The 17,067-nt window shown below is 66.5% G+C and carries 19 protein-coding genes; 7 read left to right on the top strand and 12 right to left on the bottom strand.

The window, feature by feature from the left end:
- The first annotated feature begins 7 nt into the window (after nt 1–7).
- From AC1RNQ_RS21255 to AC1RNQ_RS21245, 3 genes are read left to right on the top strand one after another with little or no spacing between them, the layout of a single operon-like run.
- Entirely contained in the window at nt 8–1,309 is a 1,302-nt protein-coding gene (locus tag AC1RNQ_RS21255) for a glycoside hydrolase family 130 protein (protein WP_493174480.1), read from the top strand.
- Nucleotides 1,306–1,623, top strand: coding sequence for an NAD(P)/FAD-dependent oxidoreductase (locus tag AC1RNQ_RS21250; protein WP_493174479.1), 318 nt, complete (start codon nt 1,306–1,308; stop codon nt 1,621–1,623). The genes AC1RNQ_RS21255 and AC1RNQ_RS21250 overlap by 4 nt, the downstream gene beginning before the upstream one ends.
- Complete coding sequence (locus AC1RNQ_RS21245) at nt 1,568–2,044, top strand: recombinase family protein (RefSeq protein ID WP_493174478.1); 477 nt, start codon at nt 1,568–1,570, stop codon at nt 2,042–2,044. Before AC1RNQ_RS21250 ends, AC1RNQ_RS21245 begins: the two co-directional genes overlap by 56 nt.
- On the opposite strand, the gene AC1RNQ_RS21240 is transcribed toward AC1RNQ_RS21245, so the two are convergent.
- The 9 genes from AC1RNQ_RS21240 to AC1RNQ_RS21200 form a co-directional block, all read right to left on the bottom strand.
- On the bottom strand, nt 2,003–3,166 hold the full coding sequence (locus AC1RNQ_RS21240) for an acyl-CoA dehydrogenase family protein (RefSeq protein ID WP_493174477.1): 1,164 nt from the start codon (nt 3,164–3,166) through the stop codon (nt 2,003–2,005). The two genes, AC1RNQ_RS21245 and AC1RNQ_RS21240, sit on opposite strands and share 42 nt — an antisense overlap.
- Before the next feature lie 294 nt (nt 3,167–3,460).
- Nucleotides 3,461–4,519 carry an aspartyl/asparaginyl beta-hydroxylase domain-containing protein gene (locus AC1RNQ_RS21235; protein ID WP_493174476.1) on the bottom strand — a complete coding sequence of 353 codons (1,059 nt, stop codon included), beginning with the start codon at nt 4,517–4,519 and terminating at the stop codon, nt 3,461–3,463.
- 42 nt (nt 4,520–4,561) lie between these two features.
- Nucleotides 4,562–5,482, bottom strand: coding sequence for a DUF4349 domain-containing protein (locus AC1RNQ_RS21230; RefSeq protein WP_493174474.1), 921 nt, complete (start codon nt 5,480–5,482; stop codon nt 4,562–4,564).
- Between the two features lie 136 nt (nt 5,483–5,618).
- Nucleotides 5,619–7,910 (bottom strand): ATP-dependent helicase, encoded by a 2,292-nt coding sequence (locus tag AC1RNQ_RS21225; RefSeq protein WP_493174522.1) that lies wholly within the window; start codon nt 7,908–7,910, stop codon nt 5,619–5,621.
- An 84-nt stretch (nt 7,911–7,994) separates the two neighbouring features.
- Nucleotides 7,995–8,195 (bottom strand): DUF6961 family protein, encoded by a 201-nt coding sequence (locus AC1RNQ_RS21220; protein WP_493174472.1) that lies wholly within the window; start codon nt 8,193–8,195, stop codon nt 7,995–7,997.
- A gap of 102 nt (nt 8,196–8,297) precedes the next feature.
- A complete protein-coding gene (locus AC1RNQ_RS21215) occupies nt 8,298–8,501 on the bottom strand; it encodes a hypothetical protein (protein WP_493174470.1) in 204 nt (67 codons plus the stop codon).
- 53 nt (nt 8,502–8,554) lie between these two features.
- Nucleotides 8,555–8,698, bottom strand: coding sequence for a hypothetical protein (locus AC1RNQ_RS21210; RefSeq protein ID WP_493174468.1), 144 nt, complete (start codon nt 8,696–8,698; stop codon nt 8,555–8,557).
- A 34-nt stretch (nt 8,699–8,732) separates the two neighbouring features.
- Entirely contained in the window at nt 8,733–8,987 is a 255-nt protein-coding gene (gene infA / locus AC1RNQ_RS21205; RefSeq protein ID WP_077029791.1) for a translation initiation factor IF-1, read from the bottom strand.
- A gap of 3 nt (nt 8,988–8,990) precedes the next feature.
- On the bottom strand, nt 8,991–9,197 hold the full coding sequence (locus AC1RNQ_RS21200) for a cold-shock protein (protein WP_493174465.1): 207 nt from the start codon (nt 9,195–9,197) through the stop codon (nt 8,991–8,993).
- A 442-nt stretch (nt 9,198–9,639) separates the two neighbouring features.
- On the opposite strand from AC1RNQ_RS21200, the gene AC1RNQ_RS21195 reads away from it, so the two are divergent.
- Complete coding sequence (locus AC1RNQ_RS21195; RefSeq protein ID WP_493174463.1) at nt 9,640–10,908, top strand: MFS transporter; 1,269 nt, start codon at nt 9,640–9,642, stop codon at nt 10,906–10,908.
- A 168-nt stretch (nt 10,909–11,076) separates the two neighbouring features.
- Here AC1RNQ_RS21195 and rsmD read toward each other — a convergent pair whose 3' ends face one another.
- Both rsmD and AC1RNQ_RS21185 read right to left on the bottom strand, forming a co-directional pair.
- Nucleotides 11,077–11,619 carry a 16S rRNA (guanine(966)-N(2))-methyltransferase RsmD gene (gene rsmD / locus AC1RNQ_RS21190; RefSeq protein ID WP_493174462.1) on the bottom strand — a complete coding sequence of 181 codons (543 nt, stop codon included), beginning with the start codon at nt 11,617–11,619 and terminating at the stop codon, nt 11,077–11,079.
- Nucleotides 11,619–12,476 carry a pseudouridine synthase gene (locus AC1RNQ_RS21185; RefSeq protein WP_493174461.1) on the bottom strand — a complete coding sequence of 286 codons (858 nt, stop codon included), beginning with the start codon at nt 12,474–12,476 and terminating at the stop codon, nt 11,619–11,621. Before AC1RNQ_RS21185 ends, rsmD begins: the two co-directional genes overlap by 1 nt.
- A 155-nt stretch (nt 12,477–12,631) precedes the next feature.
- On the opposite strand from AC1RNQ_RS21185, the gene AC1RNQ_RS21180 reads away from it, so the two are divergent.
- From AC1RNQ_RS21180 to AC1RNQ_RS21170, 3 genes are all read left to right on the top strand, one after another.
- Nucleotides 12,632–13,069: a response regulator gene (locus AC1RNQ_RS21180; RefSeq protein ID WP_493174459.1), complete on the top strand. Its 438-nt coding sequence runs from the start codon at nt 12,632–12,634 to the stop codon at nt 13,067–13,069.
- Between the two features lie 230 nt (nt 13,070–13,299).
- Nucleotides 13,300–14,712 carry an MFS transporter gene (locus AC1RNQ_RS21175; protein ID WP_493174457.1) on the top strand — a complete coding sequence of 471 codons (1,413 nt, stop codon included), beginning with the start codon at nt 13,300–13,302 and terminating at the stop codon, nt 14,710–14,712.
- Nucleotides 14,713–14,715: 3 nt separating this feature from the next.
- Complete coding sequence (locus AC1RNQ_RS21170; RefSeq protein WP_493174455.1) at nt 14,716–15,459, top strand: tetratricopeptide repeat protein; 744 nt, start codon at nt 14,716–14,718, stop codon at nt 15,457–15,459.
- A gap of 148 nt (nt 15,460–15,607) precedes the next feature.
- Here the strand turns inward: AC1RNQ_RS21170 and AC1RNQ_RS21165 are convergent, their stop codons facing one another.
- Nucleotides 15,608–16,948, bottom strand: a complete 1,341-nt coding sequence (locus AC1RNQ_RS21165) for a bifunctional folylpolyglutamate synthase/dihydrofolate synthase (RefSeq protein ID WP_493174453.1) — start codon at nt 16,946–16,948, stop codon at nt 15,608–15,610.
- Nucleotides 16,949–17,067: the final 119 nt, after the last annotated feature.

Raw genomic sequence — 17,067 nt, 5'->3', positions numbered from 1 at the left:
TATTAGCTTGCACCTCGTCCAGCATGAATTGCGGTTGCACGCCGACCCGACGCGCGTCGTCGTGCGGCCCTTCCACCTGGCCTGGCAGGCATCGGGTCCCGATCTCGAGCGCGTGCAGCGGCTGGCGCGTGAGATCGTTGCGCTCAATCCGCGCACGGTGCGTGCGGAACTCGGTGTGGTGCTGCGCGATTTTGCCGATCGCCACTGGCAGATCGAGAAAGTGTTCGAGGATCGTTTCAACGAGATCGAACCCAAGCTTGGCCTCGAAGGCCTCGCGCTCAAACGCGAAACCCGGCTGCTGATCGGTGCCTATTTCTGTCACGAATATAGCTATGCCGCGGCGGCGTTGATGAACCCCAGCGTCGTACGTCATCCAGATCAAAGTGGCCTGCAGGAAGGGAGCATCCGCATACTGCTTTCGCTGCGCGCGGTCGGCGAGGGCCATATTTCGACGATCGCCTTTCGCGAGGGCATTATCACCCACGATCGCGAACTGACCTTGCTGCCGCAACCAGGCTTCGCCACCGCGGCGATGCTGGGTCCGCACCGCGACGACAAACCCGACGATGTCGTCTCACTCTACCGTCAAAAGGACAGCACCTTGTCGGGCACGGTAATCTTTCCGATCACCGAGGCGCAGCGCAACGGGCTCGAAGATTTGCGGCTGCTCGAGTTCGAGCGCGACAGCGGCAAGAGTGAATGGATCGGGACCTACACGGCATATAGCGGCCGCGACATCCAGTCCGAACTGCTCCGCACGCGCGACTTCAGGGATTTCACGCTGACCCCCATCAAGGGCAAGGCAGGACGCAACAAGGGCATGGCGTTGTTCCCGCGCAAGATCGACGGGCAATTTTGCATGATCGGCCGCCAGGACGGCAAGAATCTCTATCTGCTGCGTTCGGACACGATTGATCAGTGGGAGGATGGAGAGTTGCTGCTGGAGCCGCGCTTTCCATGGGAGCTCATCCAGATCGGCAATTGCGGCGCGCCGATCGAACTCGACGAGGGTTGGTTGGTACTGACCCATGGCGTCGGCGCAATGCGCAAATATGCCATCGGTGCGGTGCTCCTCGACAAGGCCGATCCTTCGAAGGTGATCGGCCGGACCTCAAATCCGATCCTCTCCGCCGCCGACGAGGACCGCGAAGGCTATGTCCCCAATGTCGTCTACACCTGCGGCGCGATCCGCGTCGGCGACGATATTTTCCTGCCCTATGGCGTGGCCGACAGCTCGGTCTGCTTTGCGTTCGTCGCGATTACGGAAATCCTCGCAGCCATGGAATATTCGGCGCGGGCCGTAAGATGAATTCGCTTTCGGCCGGCGAAGGGTCGGCGCTCGATATATTGATCGTCGGCGCGGGCCCCGCCGGACTGACCGCCGCTATGTATCTCGCGCGCTACCGGAGAAAAGTACGCGTCGTACATGACGGACGTTCGCGCGCCCTGTGGGTGCCGCGGTCGCGCAATATCCCCGGATTTCCAGACGGCATCGTCGGGGCCGATCTCATCGCGCGCATGGCCGAGCATGCGGTGCGCTACGGCGCCGAGATAGTCGAGGGCCGCGTTGTCGAGATCGCTCGGGACGAGGGTAAATGGCGAGCGCATCGCCGAGTTCGTTGAAGTGGAAAGCGGTGCTCGAAACACGCGGCCGATTCTTGTGCAATCAATTGCACTCTGTCGAAGGGAGCGGGCGACGCTTCTGATAGCAAAGCTCGATCGCCTCGCGCGCAATGTCGCGTTCGTTTCGTCGCTGATGGAGAGTGGCGTCGAATTCGTGGCCGCCGACGCGCCTTACGCGAACAGGCTCATGATTCACATTCTGGCGGCCTTCGCCGAACATGAGCGGGAAATGATATCGCCGCGGACCAAACTCGCGCTGGACGCTGCGAAGGCTCTGCACCCGGTGATCCGGGAGAATGGTCTGTTGCTTCGGATTTCTATCTCGTCGGCTCCACCAGCGACCCTTTTCTTCCACGTCCGAACGACTTACCCGCGGGCCTCAGCCAGCATAGTCGCGAATCATATTCTTCGCGATGACTAGCTGCTGGATCTGCGTCGTCCCTTCATAAATGCGGTAAATGCGGCAGTCGCGATAGAAGCGCTCGGCGAGATATTCCTTGAGGTACCCCGCACCGCCGTGGATCTGGACGACGCGGTCGGCGACGCGCCCGCACATTTCGCTCGCGAACATCTTGGTCGCCGCGGCCTCGACGATGATCTTTTCGCCCCGGTCGGCGCGCGCGCAGGCGTCGGTCAGCATGCATTCGGCGGCATAGATTTCGGCCTTGCTGTCGGCGAGCATCGCCTGGATCAGCTGGAAATTGGCGATCGGCTCGCCGAACGCCTTGCGCTCCATGGCATATTGCAGCCCCGCGTCGAGCATCCGCTTGGCATAGCCGACGCTCGCCGCCGCCACCGAAAGCCGCCCGTTGTCGAGGCTCTGCATCGCGGCGCGGAAACCGATGCCTTCCTCGCCGCCGAGCAGCGCGTCGCCGTCGACATGGACGTCCTCGAGGATCACGTCGGCGATCTGCGACCCCGCCTGGCCCATCTTGCCGTCGGGCTTGCCGATCGACACGCCGGGCGCGTCGCGGGGGACGAGGAAGGCGCTGACATGCGCATTTTTGGGCAAAGCCTCGGCATTGGTGCGCGCCATCACCAGGATGACATCGGCGAAGGGAGCGTTGGTGATGTAGCGCTTGGTGCCGTTGAGGACATAGCCGTTGCCGTCGCGCACCGCGCGCGTCTTCATCGCCGCGCTGTCCGACCCGCTGTCGGGCTCGGTCAGGCCAAAGGCGGCGATGGTGCCGGTCGCGAGCTTCGGCAGCCAATGCTCCTTCTGCGCCGCGGTGCCGAAGCCGGTGATCGACTTGCACACCATGCCGATGTTGATCGACAGGATCGAGCGATAGGCGGGCGAGGCGTAAGCGATTTCCTTGATGAAATTGACATATTGGCTGGTGTTCATCCCCGCGCCGCCATATTCGGGCGCCATGGTGATGCCGAACAGCCCCATGTCGCGCATCTCGGCGAGGATGTCGTCGGGAACCCGGCCAAGCTCCTCGAGCTGCTCCTCCGCGGGAATCAGCCGCTCGCGCACATAGCGCTGCAGCTGCTCGATGAAGGCTTCGTAGATATCGGCGTCCATTCCCGGGTTGGTCATCGGTCTTTCCTCTGTTCTCTCGTTATTTGAAATGATTTGGCGAGCCTGTTGTCGTGCTGCCGCCTGGCTGGTCGTTTCGGACACAAGCGATCCTCCCCGGAACGGGGAGGGGGACCACCCGGAGGGTGGTGGAGGGGTACGCGAGGTTTGCGCGGCGCGGAAAGGAAGGGCTGTCATATATAGCGACGGGGCTGTCGCGCCCCACCTCACCGACAAGACACACAGCCTGTACCCCTCCACCAGCTCCGCTGGTCCCCCTCCCCGTTCCGGGGAGGAGCCTCATCACCGCTCCCATCATTCCGCGTAACTGTCGATCGCGGAGAATATCCGCGTCAGTTGCGCGCGCTCGTCGGCGTCGATGTCGGGGCGCCAGATTTCGAAGAGCATCACCGTGCGGTCGCTGCTCCCGCGGTTCCACGCCTCATGCTCGAAACTGTCGTCGAAGATCATCAGCTCGCCCATGCGCCACACGCGCGTCTCGGCGCCCACGCGCAGCCCGCACCCCTCGGGCACGATCAGCGGCAAATGGCAGATCAGCCGCGTGTTGAGCATCCCGTGGTGCGGCGCGATATGCGTGCCGGGCGTCAGCCGCGAGAAGAGCGCGAGCGGCGCGCGTCCGGGGATCACCGGCTGCGGTGCCAGCGCCAGCGCGGCGAGCGCCTGCGGACACAGCGCCGCCATGCCCTCGGTCACCGCACCGTCCTTCCACAGCCACGCCGCGCCCCAGTCGGGCTTGTCGAGCAACGGATTGTTCGGGGGAGGGCGATCGGCACTCGCGGTCACATAAGGACCGAAGCGATCGGCCGCTCCCGCGATCAGCGCTTCCAGCTCGCCGCGGATCGCATCGGTCGCCGCCTCGACCGCGGGCACCCAGTCGAACTCGGCGCGCTCGAAAAAGCCGCGCTGCGCGAGGCCGGGGAAATAGAACATGCTCGGCTGCTGCAGATACAGCGGTTGCTCCCCCGCCAGCAAACGCAGCGCCTCGGCGACGCGCGGGGTCGCCCTGGCCGCATCGATCCCCGCGCCGCGCAGCTGCCCCAGCAGATGATCGGTAAAGGCCCGTTCGGTCGCGGCCAGAAAGGCCTCGGCGCGCTGGAGCCCCGGATGCAGCGCCGGCGCGACGCTGTGCGCCTGCGCCGCGGTGGCGAGCGCGAGGCGATAGAAGCTCCCTGCGGCGCGGTCGTCGGCCAGCCGCCGCTTGAGCTCGGCCATCGCGAGGATCGCGGCGATATTGCCGCGGTCGGCGCGGATCGCCCCGTCGAGCGCGGCCGCCTCGGCCGCGTCATCGCCGCGGCGATGGGCGTCGCGTGCCTGGTCCAGCCATGATGCCTGCCCCGTCATGGCCTTCGCCATAATGCGGCAGGGCAGCTTTGCAAGCGACGCCCATGCCTGTCGTCAGTTCGTCGGCGTGTCGGGCGCCGGCTTGCCGCCGAGCCGGCGGCGCAGTGCGACGACTGCGTTGCTGCGCCAGATCAGCACGAGCAGGCCGAACACCAGCGCCCAGGGCAGCACCGCGGCGCCCAGGGTGAGCACGAAGGAGAGGGCGGTGCCGCCGCTCAGCATCAGCGTCTCGCCCGCGTCGGCGAAGGGATTCTTGTGCCCGATCCCCGGCAGCCCGCCGGTGCCGACATAGTTGAACACCACCGTCGTCGTCGCGATGCGCGCCTCGCCCGCCTTGCGCGTCGCGCGCTGGTCGCTCAGCTCGCCTTTCAGCGCCGAAATCTGGCCCAGGATCTCGGCGCGCTCGCTCTTGTCGAGCCCGCCCGCCTTCAGCCGCGCCTCGAGCCGCTCGACCTCGGCCGCCGCGCCCGCGCTGCGCACTTGCGACGCCTCGATCGCGCTGCCGACATCCTCGCCCGCGACGCTCGCGTCGGCGAGCACGCCCTCGGCCTTTTCGACGCTCGCGATCGCATCGGCGCCGAAGCGCCGCGCGATGCCGGGGTCGAGCTTGAACTGCGTCTGCGCCTCGACGCGCTTTTCGTCGCCCAGCTGGTAGCGCACGTCGACGATGCGGCAGCGCGCGGTGCCCAAAATCTCGCACGCCTCGGCATGCTCCTGCTGGACTTTGGAGATCAGCCCGTCGTCGAGCCGGAAGGAATAGCTGTAGTCGAAGGCGACCCCGGGCGCCGAAGAGATGGAGACGCCGGGCGTCGCTTCGTCGGTCGATCGCGCCGCGGGCGCGCCGCCGCCCTCGACGCTTTCGGCCGCGGCATCGGCACCGGGGGAGGAAGAGGCAGCGGATTCTTCGGCCGCCTGCTTTTCACCGCAGCCGACCAGGGCGAGCGCCATCGTGCCCGCTAAGAGCTTCTTTTTCATCGAAGATTCTCCCAAAACGCGACTCGACGGCCGCGCGTGATGGAGTATCATAACTAATCTGGTTGACAATAGGGTTTGTGGGGGTGGGGGATTGGGGCTAGGCGATCCTCCCCGGCACGGGGAGGATCGGCCCCTGTCAGCCCGCCTTCACAAAACTGTCGAGCACCCGCTTGCTCCCCGCCTGCTCGAACTCGACCTCCAGCTTGTTGCCGTCGATGTCCGCGATCTCGCCATAACCGAATTTCTCATGGAACACGCGCATCCCGATCGCCAGGTCGGCGCGCGGCTTGGCGCCCACCGACGCCGCCGGCCCGCGCTCGCTCGGCGCCGGCGCGCGCGTCACCGTCGACGACGCTGCAACCGCGCGCTGCCACGCCGGTCCGCGCGTCATCGTGCGCGCGCTGCTCCGTTCGGCGACATGCGCGAAGGGATCGCCCTGCGCCGACCAGTTCGCGCGCCACAGGCTCTGCCCGCCGCCGAAGCTGTTTTCCATGTCGACATGTTCGGGCGGGATCTCGGCGATGAAGCGGCTCGGGATGCTGCTCATCCACTGGCCATAGATGCGCCGGTTCGCCGCGTGATAGATGCTCGCGCGCTCGCGCGCCCGCGTGATCGCGACATAGGCGAGGCGGCGCTCTTCCTCGAGGCTCGCGGTCCCCCCCTCGTCCATCGAGCGCTGCGACGGAAAGACGCCATCCTCCCAGCCGGCGAGGAAGACATGGTCGAACTCGAGCCCCTTGGCGGCGTGGATCGTCATGATCGTCACCGTCTCGCTGTCGTCGTTCTGGTCGCGGTCCATGACCAGGCTGACATGCTCGAGGAACGCCTCGAGCGAGTCATACTCCTCCATCGCGCGCACGAGTTCGGACAAGTTTTCCAGCCGCCCTGCGGCCTCGACGCTGCGGTCGGCCTGCAGCATTGCGGTATAGCCCGATTCGTCGAGGATCAGCTGGGTCAGTTCGGGATGCGACAGCGCGTTCGCCTTCGCCGACCAGCCGCGCACCTGCGCGACGAACCCCACGAGTTGCCGCCGCGCCTGCGGGGTCAGCTCGTCGGTCTCGGTGATCCGCGCCGCGGCGTTCAGCAGCGGCAGCCGCTCGGCGCGCGCGAACTGGTGGATCCGCGCGATCGCCTTGTCGCCGAGCCCGCGCTTGGGGACATTGACGATCCGCTCGAAGGCAAGGTCGTCCGCCGCCGACTGCACGAGCCGCAGATAGGCGAGCGCATCGCGGATCTCGGCGCGTTCGTAGAAGCGGAAGCCGCCGACGATGCGGTACGGCATGCCGATCGCGATGAAGCGGTCCTCGAACTCGCGCGTCTGGAACTGCGCGCGCACGAGGATCGCGGTGCGGTCGAGCGACACGCGGCGGTGCTGCAGCGTCTCCAGCTCCTCGCCGATCCGCCGCGCCTCCTCGGGCCCGTCCCACACCCCGACGACGCGGAGCTTGTCGCCGGGCTCGAGCTCAGTCCACAAAGTCTTGCCGAGCCGCCCCGAATTCTGCGCGATCAGCGCCGAGGCGGCCGCCAGGATCTGCGGCGTCGAACGGTAATTCTGCTCGAGCCGGATCACCGTCGCACCCGGGAAATCCTTTTCGAAGCGCAATATGTTCGCGACCTCGGCGCCGCGCCACGAATAGATCGACTGGTCGTCGTCGCCGACGCAGCAGATATTTTTCCGCGCTTGCGCGAGCAGCCGCAGCCACAGATATTGGCTGGCGTTGGTGTCCTGATATTCGTCGACGAGGATATATTTGAAGCGGTTCTGATATTGCTTGAGCACGTCGCGGTGCGTCTTCAATATTACCAGCATGTGCAACAGCAGGTCGCCGAAATCGCAGGCGTTCAGCGTCTTCAGCCGCGCTTGATAAAGAGCGTAAAAATGCTGCCCCTTGCCGTCGGCATAGGCTTCCTTGTCCGCGGCATCGAGATCGCCGGGAACGAGCCCGCGATTCTTCCATTTGTCGATCAGCCCCGCGAGCTGGCGCGCGGGCCAGCGCTTCTCGTCGAGCCCTTCGGCCTGGATCAGCTGTTTCAGGACGCGGAGCTGGTCGTCGGTGTCGAGAATGGTGAAATTGCTCTGCAGCCCGACGAGTTCGGCGTGCCGGCGCAGCATCTTCGCCGCGATGCTGTGAAAGGTGCCGAGCCACGGCATGCCCTCGACCGCATCGCCGATCATCCGCCCGATGCGCTCGCGCATCTCGCGCGCGGCCTTGTTGGTGAAGGTCACCGCCAGGATCTCGGATGGCCAGGCGCGCCGCGTCGCGATGATATGCGCCAGCCGCGCGGTGAGCGCGGCGGTCTTGCCGGTGCCTGCGCCCGCGAGCATCAGCACCGGGCCCTCGGTGGTCAGCACCGCCTGCCGCTGCGGCCCGTTCAGGCCGGCGAGATAGGGCGGGTCCGACGGGTCGGGTCGGGTCAGGTCGGGCATCGAGGCGGGGCTGTCGTTCACGCGCGAACGATTAGGGAACAGCGCCGCCGCTGTCCAGTGCGCCGGCGGCGCATCGAACGGCGGTCAGGCGGAACGGGTATAGATCTCGTCGACCAGGTGAAGTTTGCGCAGGCGCACGCCGACTTCGGTCCAGAGCTTGACGCCGGGTGCGTCCTCGTTTTGCCGGGACGCGTCGATGCGTCCTGCAACATAAGCACTCGCCTGATTGCCATGGGTGCGTTCGACTTCGAGAGCGCGCGACCAGATATCGTCTTCGGCGTCCACGGGGGAGCGCTCCTGCGGCCGCCCGAGCGAGCAGCCTCTGCCCGCGCGCCTACGCCTTTTCGGCAGGCCTGTCTGATTTATCTGCGTCGCGCGGTTCGGGAATCATTCGATCCCGGCCGCGTCGGCTTCCTTGCGCGCGACCGCCTTGGCGCGGGTCGCTTCGGTCAGCACGAGCTTGTCGGCCATCGAGTGCCAGGCGGCCGCGGCGCGCAGATTGCGGTCGCGGACCTGGGGGAGGGCGGACGCGTTCGCTTCGCCGGCGCATTTTTCGGCCTGCGAGCGGTAGAAGTCACTGGTGGCCGACATGGTCGCTCTCCTGTGGTGGTCTGTAACGATCGCCCCCACGGGCGATCGGTCGATCAATCGATCATGTCGGCGATCAGGCGCCGAAGTTCGCGCCGCGACAACGTTGAGCGCCGGCGGCGGACGGTCGGCTTGACCGTCATCGCCTTGCCCGCCAGCGGCAAAGCCAGGGCGGGGAAGATATTATTACTCTGAAACATTTTATCCAATTTCTGTTGTTTTTGGTTTTTGGGCTCAGCGCCGCTGGCGCTGTCCGGTGACCGGGGCATTGCCGCGCTCGCGATAGACGAGCCGGCCCTTGCTGAGGTCATAGGCGGTCATTTCGATCCGCACGGCATCGCCGACGACCGACCGGATGCGAAAGCGTCGCATCCGGCCGGCGGTATAGGCGATGATGCGGTGACCATTTTCCAGCACGACGCGAAAACGCGCATCGGGCAGGATTTCATCGATCACACCATCGAAGGTGAGGATTTCCTCTTTGGCCAATAATCAGGCCGATTCGAGGTTCACGGCCGAGGTCTTGCCGTTCTTGCCGGTTTCCAGTTCGTACGAAACGCGCTGGTCCTTGTTGAGCGTGCCCATTCCGGCGCGCTCGACGGCAGTGATGTGGACGAACGCGTCGCCCGAGCCATCTTCATTCGAGATGAAGCCATAGCCCTTGTCGGTGTTGAAGAATTTGACGGTGCCGATCGGCATGGGGTGTTTCCTTTCACGAAAACAGGGAATCCACCGGCAAAAGCACCGGCGGAGCTGGTAGCGTGTGAAGGGAAGTATCAGCCCCCGAAAGGGTATCAAATTTCCGTCGCAGGCGACGTTAGCGAGGACGGAGATAGGGGCCAGTTCGCGAAAAGTCAAGGATTTAGCGGAGTCGCGGGTAAGCGATCCTCCCCGGAACGGGGAGGGGGACCAGCGAAGCTGGTGGAGGGGCACAGGCGGCTTACCTTGCCGTGAAGGCGAAGTGCGACTGTTAGGCCCCTCGAATGTGAACACCTTCTGTCCACGCTGCGGAAACCTCCCGTGCCCCTCCACCACCCTCCGGGTGGTCCCCCTCCCCGTGCCGGGGAGGCCCCTAAGCTACTTGCCCCCCTCCCATTCCTTGTCCAAAGCACCCCCGACAATCGAGGGGAGAGCAAGCGCCATGGATCTGGCACCCTATCGCCGCCACCGGCGCATCCTGACCGCGAGCCTCGTCGGCACCGCGGTCGAATTCTACGATTTCTACATCTACGGCACCGCCGCCGCCCTGGTGTTCGGCCCGCTCTTCTTCCCGTCGGAATCGCCCTCGGCGCAGCTTATGCTGAGCTTCATGAGCTTCGGCCTCGCCTTCTTCGCGCGCCCCGTCGGCGCGATCGTCTTCGGCCATTATGGCGACCGCATCGGGCGCAAGTCGACGCTCGTCGCCTCGCTGATGCTGATGGGCGTCTCGACGCTGCTGATCGCCTTCCTGCCGACCTATGCGATGGTCGGCTGGGTCGCGCCCTTGCTGCTCTGCATCCTGCGCTTCGGTCAGGGCTTCGGGCTCGGCGGTGAGTGGGGCGGGGCGGCGCTGCTCGCGGTCGAGAATGCCCCGCCGGGCTGGCGCGCGCGCTTCGGCATGGTGCCGCAATTGGGCGCCCCGGTCGGTTTCATCGCTGCCAACGGCCTGTTCCTCCTGCTCGGCCTGTGGCTCAGCGACGCCGATTTCGCCGTCTGGGGCTGGCGCATCCCCTTCCTGCTCTCGGCGGTGCTCGTCGGGCTCGGCCTCTGGGTCCGGCTCAAGATCGGCGAAACCCCCGATTTCGCCGAAGCGCTCGAAGCCGACCGCCCGGTGAGCGTCCCCATCGGCGAGCTCTTCAAGCGCCACCTGCTGCCGACGCTCGCGGGCACCTTCGCGGTCGTCGCCTGCTTCGCGATCTTCTATCTCTCGACCAGCTTCGCGCTCGCGCACGGCACGACGACGCTTGGCTATCCCAAGGAGCAATTCCTGCTGATCCAGCTCGGCGCGATATTGTTCATGGCGGGCGGGATCATCTTCGCGGGCTATTGGAGCGACGCGGCGAGCCCGCACAAGGTGCTCACCTGGGGCTGCGGCGCGACGATCCTGATCGGCTTCCTCTTCGGCCCCGCGCTCGCGTCGCAGAGCTGGGGGCTGGTCTTCGCCGGCCTCGCGTCGGCGCTGTTCGTGATGGGCCTCGTCTACGGCCCGCTCGGCGCCTGGCTCACCGGGCTGTTCCCTGTCGAGGTGCGCTACACCGGCGCGTCGATGACCTTCAACGCCGGCGGCATTTTGGGTGGCGCCGCGGCCCCGATCGTCGCGCAGGCGCTCGGCGACTGGCGCGGGACGGCGGCGGTCGGGCTGTATCTGGCGCTGGCGGGCGTGGTGAGCTGGCTCGGCCTGCTGATGGTGCGGAGCAAGGCCACGGCCTGACCGCACCCCAACCGGCGTCATCCCCGCGAAAGCGGGGACCCGCCTTTCTTTCTTCCTTCTTTGTGCCTTCGTGCCTTTGTGTGAGATTATTGGAGCTTCACACAAAGGCACGAAGGCACAAAGAAAAAGGCAGATCTCCGCTTTCGCGGGGATGACGGGTGGAGGAAATCAAACCGCCCGCAACAACGTCAGCTTCGCCTTGCCGACCTTGCGCTCGGCGTCGATTGCGAACCCCGCGACCTCGACCTTCTCCTTTTCGCCGGTCTCGATCGAAATCCAGCTGTCCGCCCCAACCCAGCCGAGCCGGTTCAGCTTGTCGAGCGCGACGCTCGCGGCGCCGGTGTCATAGGGCGCATCGAACAGCAGCAGGTCGTAACTGCGCTTCGCCGGCCCCAGACTCATCACCGATCCCGCGCGCACATCGGCGCGCGCCGCGGCGCCCAGCGCGCCGAGATTCGTCTTCAGCGCATCGATCGCCTCGCGATCCTGCTCGCCGAACAGGCAATGCCCGGCGCCGCGCGACAGCGCCTCGATGCCCAGCGCCCCCGACCCCGCGAACAGGTCGGCGGCGACCAGCCCCTCGAAACTCCCGAGCCGGCTCGCCAGCATCGAGAACAAGGTCTCGCGCGTGCGGTCGGCGGTCGGCCGCGTCGCGTCATTCTTCGGCGCCACCAGCTTCCGGCCGCGCCATTCGCCCGAAATGACGCGCATCAGCTAAGGTGCCGCCGGAATTTGAACAATTCGTCGCGCGGCACGACGTCGACGTCGCCCATCTCCAGCCCCGCGAGCGTGAACTCGCCGTAACGCGTGCGGATCAGTCGGCTGACCTGCAGCCCGAAATGTTCGAGCACCTTGCGCACTTCGCGGTTCTTGCCCTCGGTCAGCGTCATTTCGACCCACTGGTTGCGCCCGGTGCGGCGCTCCAGATTGGCGTCGATCTTGCCGTAGCGCACGCCGTCGATCTCGATCCCCATCGCCAGCTCCTCGAGCTGCGCCTGGCTGATGTCGCCGAATGCGCGCGCGCGATAGGTGCGCTCGACGCCGCTCGCGGGCAGCTCGAGCTGGCGCTTGAATTCGCCGTCGTTGGTCAGCAGCAGCAGCCCCTCGGTATTATAGTCGAGCCGCCCGACGGGCATCAGCCGCGGCAATCCCTTGGGCAGCAGGTCATAGATCGTCTTGCGCCCCTTGGGGTCGCGCGCCGCGGTGATACAGCCCGCAGGCTTGTGGAAACGATAGAGCCGCGTCGACACCGGCTTCGCCACCGGATTGCCGTCGACGGTCAGCCCCTCCAGCGAAGTCAGCAGCGGCGCGGGCTGGACGACCACTTCGCCGTTCAGCGCGATGCGCCCCTCCTCGACCATCCTTTCGACGTCGCGGCGCGACCCGACGCCGGCGCGCGCGAGCAGCTTGGCGATGCGCTGCGGCCCATCCTCGCGCTCGGTTTCGGCGGGTGGCTTGCGCGGGGGGGCATCGGCGCGCGCGGCGCGGCGGCCGCGCGGCGCATCGCGCTTGTCGTCGGCAGGGCGCGCGACGCGCGGGCCGGACCGGGGAGGGCGGGGGGGCTTCATGGGAACGGATGTGGCTTTCTTGTCGTTATTCGGGGCAAGAGTGTTGCCCTGTGATCACGCTCATAGCCGGAAAAGCATCACTTCGTCGATGGCAAGCAGAAGCAATCTTGCGGGACAGAGCGGAGCGAGTCATGGCGTCGTTAAAGGGAGTAGTCATGCTGTTCGCGTCGCGTCCGTCGTGCATCAAGCGGCTGCTGGTCATCGAGGATGACCCGCTGGTCGCGTTCGACAATGAGCGGACGCTGAAGCACAGCGGCTACACCGTCGTCGCTTCGGTCGATTCGGGCGAGGCCGCGGTCGCGCTGATGGCGACCGAACAGCTCGACGCGCTCGTCCTCGACCTCGGCCTCGCCGGCGACATGACCGGCCGCGAGGTCGCCCGCCTCGCACGCGACCGCGGCATCGCGGTGCTCCTCGTCACCGGCCAGTGCCCCGAGGATGCGTCGGAGATCGCGCTCGCCTGCCTCAACAAGCCGCACAGCGCGTCCGCCTTGGTCGCGGCGTTGAAGGCACTAGAGGCGATGAGCTGCAAGAACGAAGCTCCGCGCAAGGTCAGCGGGCTGACGACCTACTGGCGCCCCGAGGCGGCGTAGCAATTCGATCCTCGCCATCGCGAAGCAAAGGGGAGAGGGACCGCTCGCGAAGCGAGTGGTGGAGGGGGCAGCGACGCCCGCGCCATAGCCCCTCCGTCAGCCGCTACGCCGCTGCCACCTCCCCATCGCTGCGCGACGGGGAGGATAACGAATTACCCGCTTCCAATTTGAAGCCGAAGCTTTAGGCCTTCCCTTCGAGGATCCGCACCGGCGGACAAGGGGAGACCAGCGTGCAGCCTGAAACCGTGACGCCGCCGCCGCGCAGCTGGATCGACAGCATCCGGCCCTATCTTGAACGCGCGCCGCTCGCGGCGCTGCTGCTCGGCATCTCTTCGGGCTTTCCCTATGCGATGATCGGCGCGACGCTCACCACGCGGCTGTCACAGGACGGCTTCCAGAAATCGTCGATCACCGCCTTCTCGCTCGCCTTCCTCGTCTATAATCTGAAGCCTTTGTGGGCGTGGGTGGTTGACGCCGTGCGGCTGCCCGGCGCATCGCGGCTGGGGCAGCGCGTCAGCTGGATGATCCTCGCCGCGGTGCTCGTGATGCTCGCGGTCGGCAATCTTGCGATGGTCGACCCCCAGCATGTGGGGCGGTCACCTGTCGGCCAACTGATGCTATGGTTCGGGCTCGGCCGCGAGGGCGAGTTCGCGGCGCTGTTCGAAATGGCGGTGGGCGCGGTGCTCGTCGGCTTTGCCGGCGCGACCTTCGACGTCGTGATCGACGCCTATCGCATCGAGATATTGAAGCCCGAACAGCTCGGCGTCGGGTCGGGGATGTCGCAATATGGCTGGCGCATCGGCTCGGCCGCGGCGGGCGCGCTCGCGCTCTATATGGCTGCGCGGCAGGGGTGGGAGGCCGCCTATTTCGCCTGCGCGCTCTTCGCCTTGCCAGCGGTGATTGCGGTTTTCTGGGCTGGCGAGCCCGAACGCCATCGCGAGGCGGTGACACGCGAGGGGCGCCCCGGGATCGTCGCGGGCATCGTCGGACCCTTCGTCGAATTTTTCAGCCGCAATGGTGCCTGGCTCGTGCTCGCCTTCATCTTGCTGCACAAGATCGGCGACACGCTGAGCCAGCTGACGCTCCGCCTGCTGCTCGACGACCTTGGCTTTTCGAACGACGAGATCGCGATCTATGACGTCGGCATCGGCTTCTGGGCCTATCTCATCGGCATCTTCATCGGCGGCATCCTCTATGCGCGCATGGGCATGAAGCGCTCGGTGATGCTCAGCCTGATCCTGATGGCGGTCAGCAATTTCAGCTTCGCGGTCCTGGCAGCGTCGGGGCACAGCAATTGGGGCCTCGCAGCGGCGATGACCTTCGAGAATATCGCGAGCGGTATCGGCGGCGTCGTCGTGGTCGCCTATTTCTCGGCGCTCTGCGACCTTCGTTTCACCGCGGCGCATTATGCGCTGATCAGCTCAGCAGCGAGCATCGTCGGGCGCTTCCTGACCGGCACCACCGCTGGCGCGATGATGGAGGAGTTCGGCAATGTGAACTTCTACCTCTTCACCGTCGTCGCGGCGCTGCCGGGGATACTGTTGTTCTGGTGGTTGATGCGCGCGGGGCTGGTCGACCTGTCGGTCGGCACGGCGGGCAAGGTCGAGGCCGGGGAGGAACCGGCGCCCAAACCTGCAGCCTGACCGATGCTCTGGTTCCTCGTCGTTATCGCGCTGCAGATCGCGTGCATCGTCCATGTCTTCCGCCACGGGCGCAACACCGCGTGGGTGATGGCGATCGCCTTCCTGCCGATGATCGGCATGATCGCCTATTTCATCGTCGAGATCATGCCCGGCCTGTCGCGCGACCGCCGTGTCAATCAGGTCAAGACCAATATCGCCGACAGCATGGACCCCGAGCGCCATGTGCGCGCAGCGCGCGACGCGGTCGCGTTCAGCGACACCATCGCCAACCGGCTCGCCTATGGCGACGCGCTGATGGCGCGCGAGCGCTACGACCAGGCGCTCGAACAGTTCCGCGCCGCCGAGCGCAAATCGCCGCACAACGACCGCGCGATCGGCACGCGCATCGCCGAGGCGGCCTATGAAGCGGGACATGTCGACGAAGCGCTGACGGCGCTCGATCGTCTGCCCGAGACCGGCTCGCAATCTGAGCGCGACCGTCGCGACCTGCTCCGCGCGAAAGTCGTCGAGCAGGACGGACGCAGCGCCGACGCGCTCGCGCTCTACAGCAGCATCGTCGACCGCGTCCCCGGCGACGAGGTCCGCTGCCGCATCGCCGCGCTGCTGATCGCCGCCGGCGACAAGGCCGGCGCGCGGACGGTGCTGCAGGAGGTCGAAATGCGCAAGAAACGCACCCCGCCCGCGATGCTCAAGGCCAATGCTGAAATGTACGACTGGGCGAAACGGATGCTGGCGGAGCTGGGGTAGGGCGAGGAGCGATCCTCCCCGGAACGGGGAGGGGGACCATGCGAAAGCATGGTGGAGGGGTACGCGCAGTCGAACGCTCTGTATGACCTCCTGTGCCCCTCCACCACCCTTCGGGTGGTCCCCCTCCCCCTGCGGGGAGGATCGCTACCTAAACCGGCATCTCGCCATTCGCGCCCAGCACCACCCCGGCAAGATACAGCGACCCGCAGATCAGCACCTCGCCGCGCGGACGGTGCGCCGCGATATGGCGCAGCGCCGCCTCGACATCGCCGCACGGCTGCGCATCGACGATGCCCAGCCCGTCCTGCGCCCAGCGGCACAAATCCTTGGGATCATGATGTTCGTGCCCCGGGATCGGCACCGCCTGGAAGGACGCGATGCGGTCCGCAAAAGGCTGCAGGAACCCCATCGCATCCTTGTTGCGCAAGAGGCCGCACACGATGTGCAGCGGCGCCTTGTCCGCCAGCGCGCGTCCGAGCGCCGCGCCCGCGTCGGGATTATGCCCCCCGTCGAGCCAGACCGCGCTATCCGTGGGCACCAGCCGGGTGAGCGGGCCCTCGGCGAGCTTCTGCATCCGCCCCGGCCAGAAAGCCGCGGCAACGCCCGCGGCGATCTCGGCCTCGCCCGGCCGCGGATGCGGCGCGATATTGAGCATCGCGATGGCAAGCCCGGCGTTGCGCTGCTGGTGCGCGCCCGGCATGCGGCTGTGCAACACCTCGCCGATCGAACCGAAGCTCGAGCTCCAGCGAAACCCGCCCTCCGCCGCTTCGACCTGCCAGTCGCGCCCTTCGGAAAACAAGGTCCCGCCGACCGCCGCGGCGCGTCCGCCGATGACGTCCATCAGCGGCTCGGGATAATCGAGCGTCGCCAGCGCCGCGCCGCGCTTGAAGATGCCCGCCTTCTCCCACGCGATGCGCACCGCGGGATCGTCGGGCGTCCCCGCCTCGGGCGCCAGCAAAAACGCCTCATGATCGATCCCCAGCGACGCGATCCCGCACACCGCGGGCGCCGCGATGACATTGGTCGCATCGAGCCGCCCGCCAAGCCCGACCTCGATAATGCAATCGTCGGCAGGACCGCGCGCAAAGGCGAGGAAGGCGGCGGCGGTGGTGATTTCGAAGAAGCTCGCCTGCAAATCCTGCGCGACATCGAGCACCTCGTCGAGCAGCGCCGCGAGTGCCGCATCCTCGATCAGCGCCCCCGCGATCCGGATCCGCTCGTTGAAGCGCACGAGATGCGGGCTGGTGTAGCTGTGCACCCGCCGCCCCTGCGCCTCGAGGATCGCGCGCAGATAGGCGCAGGTCGACCCCTTGCCGTTGGTCCCCGCGACATGGAAGGTCCGCGGCAGCCGATCCTGCGGATTGCCCAGCCGCGCGCAAAGTTCGGTGATCCGCTCGAGCCCCAGAACATCGCGCCCCGGCGACAGCGCCGCGAGCCGGTCGAGCTGCGCCTGGACGGCGGGATCCTGGGAGTGTGCGTGGTCGGGCATCTTTTCCTCCCCTCCCTGCAAGGGAGGGGCTGGGGGTGGGTGCGCGGCAAAGCCGCGCTGCTACGTCGAGGTTGAAATCGTCGATCGGGGCATCGAGCCCCGACCGCCGAGACCCACCC

The sequence above is a fragment of the Sphingopyxis sp. GW821-FHT12F08 genome (assembly GCF_058806755.1).
This window is presented reverse-complemented; position numbering and strand designations above follow the sequence as displayed.